This is a genomic window from Picosynechococcus sp. PCC 7117 (assembly GCF_001693275.1).
In the GTDB taxonomy this organism is placed as follows: domain Bacteria; phylum Cyanobacteriota; class Cyanobacteriia; order Cyanobacteriales; family MRBY01; genus MRBY01.
Genome location: NZ_CP016477.1, coordinates 2,031,100 through 2,048,235, shown reverse-complemented (window position 1 = coordinate 2,048,235; position 17,136 = coordinate 2,031,100). Strand labels below are relative to the sequence as shown.

Annotated in this window: 16 protein-coding genes; 8 read left to right on the top strand and 8 right to left on the bottom strand. The window is 48.6% G+C overall.

Going from position 1 to position 17,136, the window contains the following annotated elements; all coding sequences use genetic code 11:
- Positions 1-20 precede the first annotated feature (20 nt).
- Positions 21-812 (bottom strand): ABC-2 family transporter protein, encoded by a 792-nt coding sequence (locus tag AWQ22_RS09875; protein ID WP_065710975.1) that lies wholly within the window; start codon positions 810-812, stop codon positions 21-23.
- Between the two features lie 134 nt (positions 813-946).
- On the opposite strand from AWQ22_RS09875, the gene AWQ22_RS09870 reads away from it, so the two are divergent.
- On the top strand, positions 947-1,138 hold the full coding sequence (locus tag AWQ22_RS09870; protein WP_030006439.1) for a hypothetical protein: 192 nt from the start codon (positions 947-949) through the stop codon (positions 1,136-1,138).
- Here the strand turns inward: AWQ22_RS09870 and AWQ22_RS09865 are convergent.
- A complete protein-coding gene (locus AWQ22_RS09865) occupies positions 1,113-3,629 on the bottom strand; it encodes a DNA topoisomerase (ATP-hydrolyzing) subunit A (RefSeq protein WP_065710974.1) in 2,517 nt (838 codons plus the stop codon). The two genes, AWQ22_RS09870 and AWQ22_RS09865, sit on opposite strands and share 26 nt — an antisense overlap.
- Before the next feature lie 319 nt (positions 3,630-3,948).
- Between AWQ22_RS09865 and AWQ22_RS09860 the strand changes: the two genes are divergently transcribed.
- Entirely contained in the window at positions 3,949-4,344 is a 396-nt protein-coding gene (locus AWQ22_RS09860) for a response regulator (RefSeq protein ID WP_012307547.1), read from the top strand.
- Between the two features lie 62 nt (positions 4,345-4,406).
- On the opposite strand, the gene crtB is transcribed toward AWQ22_RS09860, so the two are convergent.
- The 4 genes from crtB to AWQ22_RS09840 all read right to left on the bottom strand — a co-directional run bounded on the left by crtB (position 4,407) and on the right by AWQ22_RS09840 (position 8,384).
- Positions 4,407-5,348 (bottom strand): 15-cis-phytoene synthase CrtB, encoded by a 942-nt coding sequence (crtB, locus tag AWQ22_RS09855; protein ID WP_012307546.1) that lies wholly within the window; start codon positions 5,346-5,348, stop codon positions 4,407-4,409.
- A gap of 136 nt (positions 5,349-5,484) precedes the next feature.
- Entirely contained in the window at positions 5,485-6,900 is a 1,416-nt protein-coding gene (gene pds, locus AWQ22_RS09850) for a 15-cis-phytoene desaturase (RefSeq protein ID WP_030006437.1), read from the bottom strand.
- A 182-nt stretch (positions 6,901-7,082) separates the two neighbouring features.
- Positions 7,083-7,955: a universal stress protein gene (locus AWQ22_RS09845; protein ID WP_065710973.1), complete on the bottom strand. Its 873-nt coding sequence runs from the start codon at positions 7,953-7,955 to the stop codon at positions 7,083-7,085.
- A gap of 249 nt (positions 7,956-8,204) precedes the next feature.
- On the bottom strand, positions 8,205-8,384 hold the full coding sequence (locus AWQ22_RS09840; protein WP_030006436.1) for an NblA/ycf18 family protein: 180 nt from the start codon (positions 8,382-8,384) through the stop codon (positions 8,205-8,207).
- 258 nt (positions 8,385-8,642) lie between these two features.
- On the opposite strand from AWQ22_RS09840, the gene AWQ22_RS09835 reads away from it, so the two are divergent.
- From AWQ22_RS09835 to AWQ22_RS09810, 6 genes are all read left to right on the top strand, one after another.
- A complete protein-coding gene (locus tag AWQ22_RS09835) occupies positions 8,643-9,503 on the top strand; it encodes a DUF72 domain-containing protein (protein ID WP_065710972.1) in 861 nt (286 codons plus the stop codon).
- A gap of 465 nt (positions 9,504-9,968) precedes the next feature.
- Positions 9,969-10,454, top strand: a complete 486-nt coding sequence (locus AWQ22_RS09830) for an allophycocyanin subunit alpha (protein WP_012307540.1) — start codon at positions 9,969-9,971, stop codon at positions 10,452-10,454.
- Between the two features lie 83 nt (positions 10,455-10,537).
- Positions 10,538-11,023 (top strand): allophycocyanin subunit beta, encoded by a 486-nt coding sequence (gene apcB / locus AWQ22_RS09825; RefSeq protein ID WP_012307539.1) that lies wholly within the window; start codon positions 10,538-10,540, stop codon positions 11,021-11,023.
- Positions 11,024-11,248: 225 nt separating this feature from the next.
- Complete coding sequence (locus tag AWQ22_RS09820) at positions 11,249-11,452, top strand: phycobilisome linker polypeptide (RefSeq protein ID WP_012307538.1); 204 nt, start codon at positions 11,249-11,251, stop codon at positions 11,450-11,452.
- Between the two features lie 196 nt (positions 11,453-11,648).
- The gene (locus AWQ22_RS09815) at positions 11,649-13,883 is read left to right on the top strand and encodes a PBP1A family penicillin-binding protein (RefSeq protein WP_065710971.1); all 2,235 of its coding nucleotides are present in this window, start codon (positions 11,649-11,651) and stop codon (positions 13,881-13,883) included.
- A gap of 121 nt (positions 13,884-14,004) precedes the next feature.
- Positions 14,005-14,982, top strand: a complete 978-nt coding sequence (locus AWQ22_RS09810; protein ID WP_065710970.1) for a DnaJ C-terminal domain-containing protein — start codon at positions 14,005-14,007, stop codon at positions 14,980-14,982.
- Here AWQ22_RS09810 and AWQ22_RS09805 read toward each other — a convergent pair whose 3' ends face one another.
- Complete coding sequence (locus tag AWQ22_RS09805; protein WP_012307534.1) at positions 14,983-15,762, bottom strand: RNA polymerase sigma factor SigF; 780 nt, start codon at positions 15,760-15,762, stop codon at positions 14,983-14,985. It abuts the gene before it with no gap.
- Positions 15,763-16,091: 329 nt separating this feature from the next.
- Positions 16,092-17,120: a tRNA lysidine(34) synthetase TilS gene (gene tilS / locus AWQ22_RS09800; protein WP_065710969.1), complete on the bottom strand. Its 1,029-nt coding sequence runs from the start codon at positions 17,118-17,120 to the stop codon at positions 16,092-16,094.
- Positions 17,121-17,136: the final 16 nt, after the last annotated feature.

Below are 17,136 nucleotides of genomic sequence, written 5' to 3'. Positions count from 1 at the left end.
CTCAACAAAAGTTAAGCTTCCTACGCACCCATGCCGGAATAATGTTTCAAACCTTTACGCCAAAAGTAGCGATTTAGGCCATAGAAAATCAAACTCCAGACGCCCATGACAATGAAGCCTTCGGTGAGACGCACCGGCAACCCCATCAAGATCGCCGAGGGGAAGTACACCACATAGGGGAAGGGAGTCAGCAGGGCAATTTCTTTCATGAGGGGCGGAAAGGTTTCTAGGGGAGCGATATAGCCAGAGAGGAAAATATAAAACAAAAACCAAATTTGTTCGATGGCGCTGGCCCGTTCCACCCAAAAGGCCGCCATCGCAAAGGTGTATTGCAGGAGGAAACGCAGACCAAAGGCGATCGCCGCTGTGAGAATACAGAGCAACACCTGGGTCAAGCTCGGTACCCAAAATGCCTGGGGATAAAGGGCAAAAAACAAGAGCACCAGGGCAATGCTAAAGGGCAGGCGAGCAAACCGTTCCGACACATGGCTCGCAAAATGTCGCCAAACGGGATCAATGGGTTGGAGTAGGGCAAAGGACAGTTTTCCCTGGGAGACTTCCTTTTCAAATTCCCAGATCACCCAGACGAGAGTCAGTTGGCGAATAAAAAAGACGGCGATAAAGTAGCGGGCAAATTCAATCGCAGACAGGGGCAACTCCACTTGGTTCGAGGCTTCTGTCCACACCCCCAACAGGATAATCGGTAGGGACGAGTTGAGTACCCAAAAAAATAGCTCGGCCCGATATTCCACCATGTAGGCGTAGTAGGTGGTGAATAAAACCTGTGCTTTTCGAAACGGCGATCGCACCATAATCTCCCAGAAAAAAGTCGTTTTTATCATAGGCTGAAAGTCTAACCCATGGCTGAGTTTTAGGCCGCGCAGAAAAATCTAGGCTATTTGTGTTATTGTCGAAAAAAGAAGTTCAGAAAATTACCATTAATCCGATGCGCATCAAAAGTTGGGAAAGTCCCCGGCGTCGGGGTCGTAACGACAAAGGCAAAGGCGGCGCGGCCCGTCAACGGCAACTAAAAAAACGCAATAAAATGCTCAAAAACAAGCTCAAAGGCAATGACCACGGAGGGGAAATTAATCCCCTCTTTTTTATGGCTTCTACGACCCACTCAGATAACAATTAACGAGGCGATCGCCCCCAGTTAATTTCACCAGTCTTTGTCCGGCGCTATCCTTTTCAGCCAGATTAAATTTACTTAAAGGCAACAGATCGAGGTTTTCTCGGGAATCTTTTACCAACAGGGATTCCTGTTGATCGGGAACGAAAAGTGTGAGGAGCAGATCGGTTTTTGATTCAAAGCGCATCACATGGTTGCCCATATCACCCCGTTTACCGAGCCGTAAGCTGCTGGCGGCTAATTTTTTGCCGTAGCCTTCCTCGGAGATTAAGTAAAGTTCGTTGTGCCGTTGGCAGGGAACACAGGCGACAATTTGCTCATTAAAGCGGAGGCGCAGGGCTTGGTTCCCTTGGGAGGTTCTGCCCATGACAGGGATTTCGTGATCGTTTACGGGTAAATGCAAGACCCGCCCACTGCTGACGGCGATCGCCACCTGTTCACCCCCCTTCACGAAACAGGCGAATTTGAGGGTGTCTTTATCCTTGAGCTTAATCAAACTCAAGCCGCGACTGGTGAAACTTTCGAGTTCGATCGCCGGGAGACGTTTAATTCGTCCTTGGGCTGTAAGTAAAAGTAAATCGTACTCTGCTAAATTATTGGGCAATAAAAACTGGGTGATCGGCTGATGATTATCCCGTAGGGCATGATCCGGTAATAAATCGATTAATTGGGGTTTATCCCGCTGTTCTTGGTAGGGTAAATCGGCGATCGCCACCGGAAAAGCTTTCCCTTGATCGGTGCAGACGATTAAATTTTCCTGCGTGCCAATCTGCGCCTTAAAAATGGTCGGTTCCTCGTCCAATAGCCCCGCATCATCATTACCCCAATACACTCCCCCCGACGCGGCGATCGCCACATGGGAAGTCTCCGTTAGTTGCGGCAGGAGGGCAAGCACAGGTTCCTCCTTTTTGCGGGATTGGCGTTTTTTCTTCGGGGTCGCTGCGGGGGTGTCTGGCTCCGCCTCGACTGTAACAGGTTCCGGTTCAGGGGATGGCACATCCGGTAAACGGGTGCGACGCGGGTCGGCAAATTTCCGTTTTAAACTGCGCAATTCCCGCTTTAGTGCCTTGAGTAATTCGTGGCGATCGCTCAACAACTTATTTAACTTGGCGATCTCCGTCGCCAGTTCCGTAGACTCCTGTTCCAGTTTTTGCCGTTCCAAGCCCGTTAACCGTCGCATCGGCATCGCCAAGATCGCATCCGACTGACTTTCACTAAACCCCAATGCCGCCTGAAACTGCTGTTTTGCCGTCGTGCCATCCGCCGCATTCCGCAAAATATCAATCACCGCATCCAAATTATTCAGCGCGAGTAATAACCCCTCCACCGAATGTTGCCGCGTTTCCTTCTGCTCTAACTCATACCGATATTGCCGAGTGACCGTTTCTTCTCGAAATTCAAGAAATTCCTGCAAAATCGCCTTTAACGACAACTGGCGCGGCTGATTATTCACCAAAGACAGCAAAATTGCCCCAAAATTCGACTGTAACGCCGTTTTCTTATAAAGCAGCTTCAAAACCTTCTCCGGTTCCGCATCCCGCTTCAGTTCAATCACTACCCGCATCCCTTGGCGATCGCTCTCATCCCGAATATCCGAAATCCCCGCAATCTTGCCATCATTCACCAGATCCGCGATCTTTTCAATCCACGCCGCCTTATTCACCTGATAGGGCAGTTCCGTCACCACCAGCGCATTCACATCCCGCTTCCGTTTCCGCCCCACCTGCAGCACTTCCAAATGGACAATGCCCCGCATCGGAATAATGCCCCGTCCCGTCCGGTAGGCGTCGCGCACCCCAGCGAGATCAACGATTTCTCCCCCTGTCGGAAAATCCGGCGCAGGAATAATTGCCCATAACTTCTCATCCTCAATTTCTGGATCATCAATCAAAGCGATCAACCCATCCACCACTTCCCCCAAATTGTGCGGCGGCATATTCGTTGCCATCCCCACCGCAATCCCCGAAGAGCCATTCAGCAGCAAGATCGGCAACTGTACCGGCAGCACCACTGGCTCCTGCTGCGACCCATCAAAATTATCCGTAAAATCAACAATATCTTCACTAATCTGTGCCAACATCGCCTCAAAACTCACGGGCGATAACCGCGTTTCCGTATACCGCATCGCCGCCGGCGGATCATTATCAATCGAACCAAAATTTCCATGTCCCGCCAACAACGGATAGCGCGTCGAGAAATCCTGCACCAACCGCACTAACGCATCATAAACGGACTGATCGCCGTGGGGGTGATACTTCCCCAACACATCCCCCACCACCCGCGCACATTTGCGGTAAGGGCGATCCGGACTTAAGCCCAACTCATACATCGCATACAAAATCCGCCGATGCACTGGTTTAAGACCATCCCGCACATCCGGCAATGCCCGTCCGACGATCACACTCATCGCATATTCCATATAGGACTGTTCCATTTCCACATGGAGCGCTGTCGGGATAATGTGACCGGACTGGAGCAGATCGAGTTGTTGTGCCATGAATTTATGCTGATTGGACAATAATGGGGAACGCTGTTTTCAAGGAATATACTGTTGATTCTTAAATCTTTACAAGCGTTTGCATCTTTTTCACCATAAAGGCATAGGGCTCTCTGTCGCAAAAAACATTGTTATGGATTCGCTTTGCTTTGGGTAGAAATAAGTTACGCGATGTCTTTAATTTAAGGGGGTAATAATCGAGGTGGCAGAGATGATATATTGTGCTTCTGCTCAATGGCCCGCAAGACCCCAGTGATTACGCCATAGTGAATCCCAGAATTGATTGTTTGCAGTTGTCCCTAATCTCAAGAAAGTAGTTATGGCCACGATATTGATAGTTGAAGATGATCCGATTAATGTGCGTGTTTTCAGCACAATTTTGCAGAAACGGGGCCAGTTTGATGTGCTCTGCTCTGAGAATGTCGGGGAAATTATGGCCTTAACATCAGCGGGAAAGGTTGATCTGGTGATGATGGATGTTTCCCTAACGGCAAGTCTCTATGAAGGGGAGTCAGTGGATGGAATTCGGATTACCCAAATGCTCAAAGCAGATCCCCAGACGAAGGAAATTCCAGTGATTTTAGTGACAGCCCACGCGATGCAAGGCGATCGCGAAACCTTCCTGAGCAAGAGTGGGGCTGAGGGGTATATTTCTAAGCCAGTGGTTGATTATGATGATTTTCTGCAACAGATTCATCGCCTAATCGGAGAGTAACAAATAAAACTTGGCGATCGCCTTTTTCTTGGCTTCAGTAAAAATCCGTTGACGTTAATGGTTTACAACACTTGCGATCGCAGTAGGGCGACGGGTAGATAAACCATTTTCTTGGCCGTCGGCACATAGGCGCGGCGGTTAAAGACATCGTAGTCATTTTTCTCGATGATATCGAGGATCCCTTGGTACAACATCAAGGCAGACCACACCGGCCAGCGGGCATCGGGATGGAGCGACCGAATTCCCCGCTCGGCAATTTGGTAGTAATGGCGGGCCCGCTTAATTTGAAATTTCATTAGCGATCGCCACCGCTCATCGATGACCCCCGCGAACAAGTCCTTTTCGGAATAGTTAAATAACGCTAAATCTTCTAGGGGCAGGTAAATGCGACCACGGCCCCGGTCTTCCCCCACATCCCGGAGAATGTTTGTTAGTTGATTGGCAATCCCTAGGGCGATCGCCTCTTCCGTCGGCATCTGAGACTGGCTTTGGCGATTCCAGGGGGCCGTATTCGTGCGATTTTCTAAACCCATGACCGCCCCGGACATCAGGCCCACAGTCCCAGCGACTCGATAGCAATAGAGCTCCAAGTCCTCAAATGTTTCATAGCGACTGCGATATAAATCCATGCGTTGCCCAGCAATCATGTCCCGAAAGGGCTGGATATCGAGGGGAAAGCGATTCAAGCTATCCACCAAGGCCACATCTGGATCGGCAACCGGTTGCCCCGCAAATACAGATTCGAGATCCCGCTCCCATTGATCGAGGGTTTCTGGGGTAGTATTAACCGCTTCTGGCCCATCAACCAGTTCATCGGTGCGACGACACCAGACATAAATGGCCCAAATTGCCTCGCGTTTTTCCTTGGGCATGAGGAGGGTGCCTAGGTAAAACGTCTTAGAATACATCGCCGTAACAGTACGACAATATTCGTAGGCCTCTTCACGGGAGATGAAGGACGAGGCAGTGGGTGGGGAAGGTTGAAGTCTAGACAATTGCAGCATGCGTTGCGGGCGAAGTGTCTGGGGAGTCGTTTCCGGGCCTCCCCGTGGGCAAAAAAAGCCATAATGATTGTCGCATTGTACGAGTCAAATGGGAAATTAATCTTAATTTTGTCAAGAAGTCTCCCACAGACTGATTTTATGCGGCAACGGAAACAGTGGTGGCCTGGTCAGCAAGGGTGGTTTCAGCCGCTTTCGCAACAGCTTGGGCGGTGAGTTTCCCGGAGAGGACGGCCCCTTCCATACTGGCGAGATAGCGCTGCATTGTGTAGTCCCCAGTGAGGAAGAAGTTGGAGATGGGTGTCTCCTGGGAGGGACGGTGATCTTGGCGACCGGGGGTTGACTTGTAAACGGAGCGGGGAGTTTTCACCACATGGTACTTCAAAAGTTTGGCTTGATTATCACCCGTAAAGTCATCGGGGAAGAGTTGTTGCAATTCTTCCATGGTGGCGGCGATGATCTCCTCATCGGACTTGCTAATCCAGTCCTTTGCGGGGGCCAAGACCAGCTCTAACATGGATTTGTCGCTGTAGTAGCCACGGCAAGTGTTGCTCATGTCCGCATACACGCTTAATAAAGGCGATCGCGAAAAGAGGAGATGATCCACATCGGTTAATTTGCGATCAAACCACATGTGCAGGTTGATTACCGGGACGCCTTCGAGGCCATCCAGTTTCTGGAAAAAGGACATTTCTTTCCAAGGCTTGGGCAACATTACCTTGAGGGGATCAACAGGCATCGCTGATACATAGGCATCAGCGGTAAAGAATTCGTCTTCGGCACCGTTTAGACCACGCAGCAGGAAGCCTTTTACAGAGCCATCTTCGTTGAGTTGAATTTCTTTGAGGGGACGGTTGAGATGGACTTCGCCGCCCCGTTCAGTGATGTAGTCCACGATGGGTTGGCAGAGGCGTTCGGTGGGAGAGCCATCGAGGAAGGCCATCTTTGAGCCGTTCTTTTCTTGGAGGAAGCGGTTAAGGGCGGTGAGCAGAATGGTGGCAGAAATTTCATCGGGGTTGATGAAGTTCAAGGCCTTGGACATGGCGATGAAGACTTCTTTTTCGACCCGCTCAGGGATTCCCTGTTTCTTCATCCATTCAGACCAGGAATATTTGTCCATGTCTTCGACATATTTTTGGCCCTGTACCATCGCCGGGATTAAGCCGATGCCAAATTTGATCTTTTCTTCCCAGGTGAGCATGTCGTTATTGCGGAGGATGGCAAACACACCGTTGATGGGAGCGGGCAGATCGGGGAAGTCAAACCGGGAATAGGTACCAGGAGCGTCGGGTTGATTGAAGATCATCGTATGTTCTTTCCACTGCAGACGATCTTCGATGTTGAGTTCTTTAAAGAGCTGGAGCATATTGGGATAGGCTCCGAAAAAGATGTGTAGACCAGTTTCATACCAGTCACCATCTTCGTCTTGCCATGCGGCGACTTTGCCACCGAGAACGTCTCTTCTCTCGAGGACAATAGGAGTATGTCCTGCATCAACAAGGTATTTCGCACAGGATAATCCTGCTAATCCGGCTCCGGCGATCGCAACTCGCATGGTGAAGGGCTTCCTACTCTAACGAACGACAACTAAAAATTAGATGTTGTTCATTATACTTTGCAATTCGTTACATTTGAGTTTTTCTCCAGAAATCCCTTGATTTTCAACAAAATCAACGGTCTGAATTGCGGCAAGGGCGATCGCCTTTATCAATCGCCTTTATTTTGATGCCAGATTACCTACATCGGGAAAAATAGGGTCGGGAACCAACTGCGGTGCAACAAATCGCTCGCATAGCTATGTACCGTGAGTTCAAGGAGTTGATTGCGGGGTTTGCTGGCGATGGCGATCGCACTAATATCTTCTTTGACGGCAATATCAAGGGTTTCACTGAGAGGATTGCCGATTTTAACGGCGGTTTTGACCGTCAGTCCCAAGGCTTCTAGCTCTCCTTTAACCTTCGCGAGTTTTTCCTCGGCCTCTTTTTGGAGATATTCAATCTGAATGCGCTGGATACCAGAATTATCAAAGACAGACAACAAAAAACAATTGGCGATCGCCCCTTGGGGCGCATTTTTTGCAAAAGTCTTCACCTGTTCAATTAAATATTTCGCCTCATCACTGCCATTGTAGGGAAGCAGCAGATATCGCCACAGATGGCGGCAACGCAGCGCCAACTCCTCACAAGTATAGGTAGAGACAATCTGGGGCCGGAGGATCATGATCGGCTTTTTCAGAGACTTGATCAGACCCAGGCTCGTACTGCCAAACATTTTTTCTTGGATTAAATTTTTGATGGGGGTGCCCACCAAGATGACATCACATTGATATTGCTCAAGGACTTGGGGAATGTTATCGAGGGCATTCCCAGAAACAATTTCTACTTTGACATCTGCACCAGCCGGCACCTGGGTGAGGGCCTTGGAAAGATGGGCTTGGGCAGCGGCAACTTTTTCTTTGTCAATGCGGGGGATATTGCCTTCTGTCCAGAGGGGCACACTATGGAAAAAAACAATCCGGGATAGTCCTCCCTGTACCAGATTTGCGATGCAGCCAGTGAGTCGATCTAAGCCATCGGAAAAATCTGTACAGACTAAGGCGCTATGAAACATGGCAATATCGCTAAAAATTGTGGGCTAAGAATCAAAATTTTCTTTACGGTAGCACTTCTCCCCGAAGAAGTTGAACTGCAAGTCAATAAATCGTTTGGAATTTTTTCCCTACCCCCACATCCCTAGCGTGATGCCGTTGTGATCAGGCTTGAGAAGGAGGCCAGTGAAAAATATTCACGTTCACCAGTGGATGCTCTTAGTCGAAATAAACCGGACTATTAGTGCTGTTTCCAGCATTTGGACTATTCCCTAGAGTCCCCATTGGTGTTTGATCACTTCTTTGTACATATTCTCCCGTGAGAGCATTTGCTCATAAAGTTTCACGAGGTGCTCCAGGGCTTGCTCACGGTTCATCTGTTGCACTTGGCTTTCGAAGGAACGGAGACTGAATTGTTGTTCTAATGAGAGTTCGTTATTTGTTGGAAACATAGTTATCTCCTGAACAGTTTTGACAATTAATACTGGGCTGAATTTCTACTGATGCAGAAATACCCGGCCAACTATTACATATTGTAAACAATTATTGACAACTGTGTGATTGCGTCAATTCGTTTTTAGCGATTCTTCCCCCAAGAAGTTGCTCAAAGTGAACAAAGCAATGAGTAAAAATACTTGTTTGTCTGGATTTCTAGATAAAATCAGTAAAAATCAGGGACAGCCAAACTAGCAGTAGGGAGAAATGTCTTCGTGGTACAGGAATTTCGTTTGGGGTGTGCAGTCTGGGCCTACCGGGGTTGGTTAGGGGATTTTTACCCAAGGGGCAGTGCTGCGAAAGATTTTTTGAGGCTCTATGGCGATCGCCTCCATGCCGTAGAAGGAAATACGACGTTTTATGCGGTGCCATCCGCCGAAACTGTGACACGCTGGCGGGAACAAACACCCCCCGAATTCCGCTTTTGCTTGAAATTTCCCCAGACCGTGACCCACCAAGGCCCGTTAATGGCTCAATTAGACCAGGCAAAGGCGTTTATCGACCGGGTTGCACCTTTAGGCGATCGCCTAGGCTGTATCTTTGCCCAGCTTCCCCCTTACTATTCCCCGAATTACTACGACGATCTACAGGCATTTCTACTCGCTCTAGCAGATTCTCCCGTCACCCTAGGCGTAGAAGTACGCCACCTCGACTGGTTTCAAGCGCCCCACCGCGATCGCCTTGACACCCTGCTCGCTCACCACAGTGTGAGTAAAGTTCTATTAGATACCCGCCCCATTTACAATTGCCCCGATAACCCCCAGGCCCATTCCCAACGCCCCAAACCAGAAGTGCCGCTGATCCCAACAGTAACGAACCAGAAAGCCATTGTCCGTTTTATCAGCCATCCCAAACGTTCCTTAAATCAGCCCTACTTCGAGCAATGGTGCCGGCAGATTCAGCAATGGTATGCCGCTGGCCACTCCATCTATTTCTTCATGCACTGTCCCATCGAAGATCACTCCCCCGGCCATGCCCGCTATTTCCAAGAACAACTACAGCAAGCCCAGATTCCAGTGCCGTCCCTCCCCTGGCAGCAGCTCACCCCCGAACCAGAACAACTCAGTCTTTTCTAAAAACCATTGGCTTTCGGCATCGACCCCCCAATCCTGGCATTTTCGTGCGTGTCAAAGTCTATTCCATGACAAAATTCGAGGTCTATTTTTCAGTAAACCTGCCAGCACCTGAGAAAAATACCAGCTCTAGTCCCTCAGGACAGCACTCAACCCAAGATCCCCCTTAGCCCCTGTAGATGTTAAAAACTGTTACGAAACAACAAGGAGAGGTGACACAGTAACGCAAAATATTTGCGGATGGCTGTAGGAAAACCTAGGACAGTGTCGGCTTATTTCTCTGATGAAACATTTAGGTAGTAATCCGGACGCTTAGGGGCTTCACACACCCACAATGTTGGTTTTAATTTGAGCAATATAAAGCAAATTAAAGAAAGCCACCATTCATTTGATAAAAAACCAGTTTAAACCTAAAATCTGGTAATTATTTACTTTATTTAGTCTCATATCTAGAGGAGGAATCCATAGATGAGTATTGTCACGAAATCCATCGTGAATGCCGACGCTGAAGCTCGTTACCTCAGCCCCGGTGAACTCGATCGCATCAAAGCTTTTGTTACTTCTGGTGAAAGCCGTCTTCGGATCGCTGAAACCCTGACTGGCTCCCGTGAGCGCATCATCAAATCTGCTGGTGATGCCCTCTTCCAGAAGCGCCCCGACGTTGTTTCTCCCGGCGGTAACGCTTACGGCGAAGAAATGACTGCAACTTGCCTCCGTGACATGGACTACTATCTCCGTCTAATCACCTACGGTGTCGTTGCTGGTGATGTAACTCCCATCGAAGAAATCGGTCTTGTTGGCGTTCGCGAAATGTACAAGTCCTTGGGCACTCCCGTTGATGCGGTTGCTCAGGCCGTTCGTGAAATGAAAGCTGTTGCGACTGGCATGATGTCTGGCGACGATGCAGCTGAAGCTGGTGCTTACTTTGACTATGTCATCGGAGCAATGGAGTAATCATAAAATTTGATTACTTTCTCCATAGTGGTTTTTACCCTCTGGAACTTCGTTAAGACCTACTAAGATAAGGAATTATAACAATGCAAGACGCAATTACTTCTGTAATCAACTCTGCTGACGTCCAAGGTAAGTACCTTGATGGCAGTGCAATGGATAAGCTCAAGGCTTATTTCACAACTGGTGCTCTCCGTGTCCGTGCTGCTAGCACCATCAGTGCTAACGCTGCAGCAATTGTAAAGGAAGCTGTTGCTAAGTCTCTCCTTTACTCCGATGTAACTCGTCCTGGTGGCAACATGTACACCACTCGTCGTTACGCTGCTTGTATTCGTGACCTCGACTACTACCTCCGCTATGCAACCTATGCAATGCTTGCTGGCGATCCTTCCATCCTCGATGAGCGTGTGCTCAACGGTTTGAAAGAAACCTACAACTCCCTCGGTGTACCCGTTGGTTCTACTGTTCAAGCAATCCAAGCAATGAAAGAAGTCACTGCTGGTCTTGTCGGTGCTGACGCTGGCCGTGAAATGGGTGTTTACTTCGACTACATCTGCTCTGGCTTAAGCTAATGCTTCGCATCTGTCGGATGCAAATGGTGTAGTAACCCAATTGAGTTCGGAGGTATGCGCTCACTGTCTAGCTCTTTATAAGCTTTTACTAGGTTTATCTGGGTACAAGTTTTGGGGATCTAGGATCTGGGTTGCGACTTCCGAACTTTGCTATATCAGCCTTGATAATAAAACTCTTTCAGATAAACGACTGGGTTCAAAAACTTTTAAGGAGATCATTAAGCTATGCGGATGTTTAAAATTACGGCCTGTGTACCAAGCCAAAGCCGAATTCGGACACAGCGTGAATTACAAAATACATACTTCACCAAGCTGGTTCCCTACGACAATTGGTTCCGTGAGCAACAACGCATCATGAAGATGGGCGGCAAGATTGTTAAGGTGCAACTGGCAACTGGTAAGCCCGGCACCAATACTGGTTTGACCTAAAAACAAATCGTCAAGTGTCCATCTGTTTTTGGGTTTGACTTGGGGAGGTCGATTAACGGCCTCTTATTTTTTTGGCAAAATCTGGGGTCATTGGCAAAAATTTGGTTCACGAATGGGTAACGAAGTCTAAATTTCACGCCAAAATTGACTACCCTAGATCTTGTATTTTCAGTGTCTCTTTGTGGTGGTACTCGCGATGACCCAACAAAATCCCCAACCTCCAAAAACACAATTGGGACAGATGGTCACCCAAGCCTTCAACACGATGGTTCACTTTGGGCAGCATACCCTCAAGCCTGGTGCTCGCGTACCTGAGTTACACATTGAAGGCCAGACACAACCTTTTCCGTTGATTGGCGATCGCCACACAGGGGGCCGGAGTTCGAGCCAAGACATCACCATCCGCAACGAAACGGTGAGTGCCCAACATTTTTCACTTAGTAAAGATCCCGAAAATCCGCGCCATTACCTCATCCATGACGAACGCTCTTCTAATGGTATTTATGTCAATCGGCGTAAAGTTAAACATTTTCCCCTCCGCCATGGTGACGTGATTCATCTTGCGCCCCCCGAATTAGCCCAGGCCGCTTGTTTGACCTACCGTTATGAAATGCCGGTCTGGGTCAAAATTATTCGGTATAGTCTGTTAAGCGGTGGTGGCTTCGTCGGTTTCTTGACCCTATTCTTGCTATGGCAATGGACAAAATATCCTTTAAATCCTCTTCCCTCCGGCGTTACAGGCCCTGTCGTGATTTTTTCCCGGGACGGAGAGACCGCAATTAATCCTGTTACTACCGATAGCCATCGGGAACTGCAGCGGCTCAAGGATTTTTCACCTTACCTAAAAAACGGGGTAATGGCTTCTGAGGATGCCCGTTTTTATTGGCACCCAGGCATTGATCCCATTGGGATTGCGCGGGCGATCAGGGTGGCCCTTTTACGGGGAAGCGCGACCCAAGGGGCAAGTACAATTACGCAACAGGTGGCCCGGAGTCTATTTCCAGAGGTGGGGCGAGAAAAAAGTGCCAGCCGTAAATTGCGGGAAATAATTGTCGCCTTGAAGATGGAAACTTTCTTCAGTAAAGATGAAATTTTGCTGCTGTATTTAAACAAGGTTTACCTGGGGGTGGGCCAATCGGGTTTTGAGGATGCGGCTCAGTTTTATTTTGACAAGTCAGCCCGAGACCTCGATTTGCTGGAATCTGCGACTTTGATCGCCATGTTGCCCGCCCCAAATGCCTTTAATCCCATTGTTGATCCGGATAAATCCCGCGAACAGCGCAATCTTGTGATTGACCGGATGCACAAGTTGGGGATGATCACCGATCAAGAACAACGTCAGGCAAAGTTAACCCCCATCGAAGAGCGTTTAAGTGAAGAAGCCCGCCGTTCGCTATCGAACAATGCTGCTCCTTACTTTTATGGCTATGTACAGCAGGAGTTGACGGAATTACTGGGGGAAGATGCCCTGAAAATGGGGAATCTCTACATCGAAACGGGGCTGGATATCACGATGCAACAGAAAGCGGCCTCGGCTCTCAAGGCCTCCATTGAGCAGGATGGCACCCAGGTCGGATTTTCCCAAGGGGCGATCACCACCCTCGATAGCGACACGGGTGAAATTCTCGCCATGGTTGGCGGCAAAGATTATGCCGAAAGCCAATTTAATCGCGCCGTCCAGGCGAAACGACAACCGGGTTCAACTTTTAAGGTGTTTGGCTATGGTGCTGCCCTTGAACAGGGCATTTCCCCCTACACTGCCTTTTCCTGTGCGCCTCTCAATTGGCAAGGACAACAATACCGTGGTTGTGAGCGCACCAGCACCGCCAGTACCGATATGTTTCGCGGCATGGCCCAATCGGAAAATGCGATCGCCCTGCGCATTGCCCAGACAGTGGGGTTAGATGGCGTCATTAACTTTGCCCAACAGTTAGGCGTAGACTCACAACTGAGACCCTCCCCTGGTTTGATTTTGGGAGAAAGTGAAGTCTCTGTTTTAGAAATGGCAGGGGCCTATGCGACCTTTGCCAACGACGGTACCTGGAATAAACCCCACGCCATCCGTCGGATTTTTGACAGCAGCGACTGTACTGGTGAAACCATTGATAGCTGTCATTTACTCTACGATTTCAGTAACCGCGCCGATCTCCACCGAGAACAAGTCATTTCCCGCGATACCGCCCGCACCATGACCAGTATGCTTCAGGGAGTGATTCAAGGGGGCACAGGCACCGCCGCCCGTCTGGGCCTTGATGAAGCCGGCAAAACAGGGACAACGAACAGTAATGTTGACCTGTGGTTTGTTGGCTATGTCCCCTCCCAAGATTTAGTAACGGCCATTTGGTTGGGAAACGACGATAATAGTCCAACCCGGGGCGGGAGCTCATACGCGGCTAAACTGTGGGGCGCTTATATGCGTGAGGCCTTTTAAAACCGCTTCCAATACGGAAATCTAACAACGCACCATCGGGAAAACCAAACCATTCTTGGCAGAGCAATTTGCTATTCTATGGTGTAGTGAATCATGACCCCCGCAAGGAGGCTTAATTTCGATGGCAGCAACGGATTTTAAAGATTACTATTCCATCCTTGGGGTCAGTAAAAGTGCCTCTGCCGATGAAATTAAGAAAAAGTTTCGCAAGCTCGCTCTCCAATACCATCCTGATCGCAATCCAGGTAATGATGCCGCTGAAGCGAAGTTTAAGGAAATTAGTGAAGCATACGAAGTTCTTTCTGATCCAGAAAAACGACAAAAATATGATCAGTTTGGCCAATACTGGCAACAGGCTGCTCGCGGGGGCGGTAGTCCCTATGGTGCTGGCGTAAACGTCGATTTTGAGAACTTTAGTAACTTCGACTTTGGTAATTTTGGCAGCTTTGATGAATTTATTAACGATTTACTCGGACGAGCCGCAGCGGGTGCTGGGCCAAGAGGCACAGGGAATCCCTACAGTGATTTTGGTTTCAATACAGCAGCGAGTGGTACAACCCAAGGCGCCGATCGAGAAGCAAATATTCAACTGACATTGTCCGAAGCCTTTCGCGGTGTTGAAAAACGGTTGAGCCTAGGCACAGAGACAATTACAGTCAAAATCCCAGCAGGAGTAACCAACGGCAATAAAATCCGTGTCAAGGGCAAAGGTTCTCCCAGTGCCATGGGCGGCCAGAGGGGTGATCTGTATTTAATTGTTCAGCTCCAGGCCCATCACTTTTTCCACTTTGAAGGGGATAACTTAATCTGTACTTTACCCATTACCCCCGATGAGGCTGTGCTAGGGGCATCTGTCGCCGTCCCAACGCCGGATGGTATGGTGACGATGAAAATTCCCCCAGGGATTAAATCAGGACAATCACTGCGACTCCGAGGCAAGGGCTGGCCCAAACCAAAGGGAAACCGCACAGATCAGCTTGTCAAAATAGAGATTACTGTCCCTGCTGCACCCACCGAAGCGGAACAAGAGTGTTATGAGAAGCTCCGGGCGCTTAATTCTTTTAAACCCCGCGATCGCCTCCAAAAGGTAAGCCTCTAACTAATCACCACCGAGGATTTTCTTAAGGGAATTAATCCCTTTTTTAATCCGTCGTGACACGGTAATAACACTCACTCCTAGTAGGTCAGCGGCCTCTTTTTGGGTAAGGTCATGGAGAAAAACAAATTCCAATACCTTGCGGGTATGTTCTTCGAGTTGAGCAAGGCCCTGTTGAATGCGAATTTGATCTTCAATGGCCAGTTGAAAGCTTTTGTAACCCGGATCCGGAACCAGATCTCCTAAAGAAGTATTTTCCCCTTGGTCAGCTTTTACAGAAACATCAAGACTGACAGGATCACGGTTTTGATAAGCCAGATTAATGGATTGCCATTCAGTTACAGAAATGTTGAGATGTTCAGCGATTTCGATGGCAGAGGGTTGTCGATTATGTTCTTGGCGAAAAGTGTGGATAAAGCGGTTAGACTGTTGCCGCAATTGCAACATTCGGCGGGGAATACGGACAGTAGAGCTTTTATCTCGCAGGTAATGTTGAATTTCACCGCGGATATAGGGATTCGCAAAGGAACTGAAAGCATTGCCCCGCTCTAGGGTGAATCGCTCAATGGCCCGGAGCAAACCCAAGCTCCCCACCTGCATGAGATCATCAAAATTTTCGCTACATTGTCTCGACCAATGGTGGGCTTCTTTGCGAACCAAGCCAATATTTAAACTTACAATCTGATTACGAATTTTGACATCTTGGGACTGCCGATATTCCTGTAACAGTTCCAGGGTTTTTGACTTAATATTGTCACTAACTTTTGTCGTCGTAGGTTCCATTATTTTTCGGCCAGATTAATGGTCAAGCGATTACTGAGAAATGGATTGGAGCAAACTAAAAAAGATACGCTATTTTTCTGATGAAAAACTTCAAAATTAATGCGAGACTAAGGGAGGATTTTGGGAAAGATAAATTTAGATACCCCTAACATCCGTCAGTTGTACTGTTCGTGATCATAATATTGGCATAGGTAGATTCGAAATAGTATTGATTTTTATCAAAATTCACTACTTTTTACGGAATCTTCAACAAAACTCCGTGAAACTACTGAAAAACCAGGGAAGATTGCCTTTTAAATTCTTTCAAAAGACTCCCTAAATCTACGGAATTAATAGTCTTTGGCCTGCGGCGGATAATGATCTTGATTATTAATTGATTTGGGTAAATTTGATTTTAGTGCTTCCGGCACAAGCCATTCTCCCATGACTTGCAGTTGAATTTTACCGGGTAAAGTGCTGAGGCGATCGCCATTGCAGCCATGGATCAACTCGACTGTAGCGCTAATTTGGGCGAAGGTAGGCATTTTGGGCAAAACTTGCTGGAGATATTGCCGGATAATCCGGCGTTGGAGGGCAATGTGTAAGGGCTGTAGGACAAGGCGATGGAGATGTTGCTGGGGAGTTAGGGCTTGCTGGAGATATTGTTGGGTGATCGCCTCAAGGTAGTCATTTTCATCCTGCAAAATGAGCGCTGTTTGGGCAAGGTGTTTATCGGCTTGGGTGTTTAATGTCCGTAAATGGGGCAAGATTTGCTGGCGTATTTGGTTGCGTTTAAAGCGCATTTGTTGATTGAAAGGATCAAGACACACAGGCAGATTAAATTGTCGGCAAAATTCCCCCGTTTCCTGTCGCGTAATTGTCAACAAAGGACGCACCAGCTTGACCTTGTCGGAGAGCGATCGCCGTTCGGTGAGACTGCCTAGACCAGCCGTCCCCGCCCCCCGCACCAGGTTATATATTAAGGTTTCTGCACGGTCACTTTGGGTATGACCCGTCACCACATAGGCCTGATCGAGTTGTTCTGCTAAGTGAGTTAGGGTTTCATAGCGCCAGCGGCGTGCCGCATTTTCTGTTTCTGGAAGAGACGACGCCGCGCGGCAGAGGTAGAAAGGTAACTGCCATTGTGCCCCCAGAGTTTGTACGTGGGCGGCAATCTCTTCATCACCGGGCCAGCCATGGTAACAATGGGCGATCGCCAAGGACCATTGCCAATGGCGTTGTAAGTCCAGCATTAACCGACTTAAACACACAGAATCTTGCCCGCCGGAGACAGCCATGATGAGCTTGGCCCCTGCAGGCAATAAATTTGACTCCTTCAAATGTTGGTGTAGCCGCGCGTGTAAAGGACTCCAGTTCATGGAATCATCGATCTAC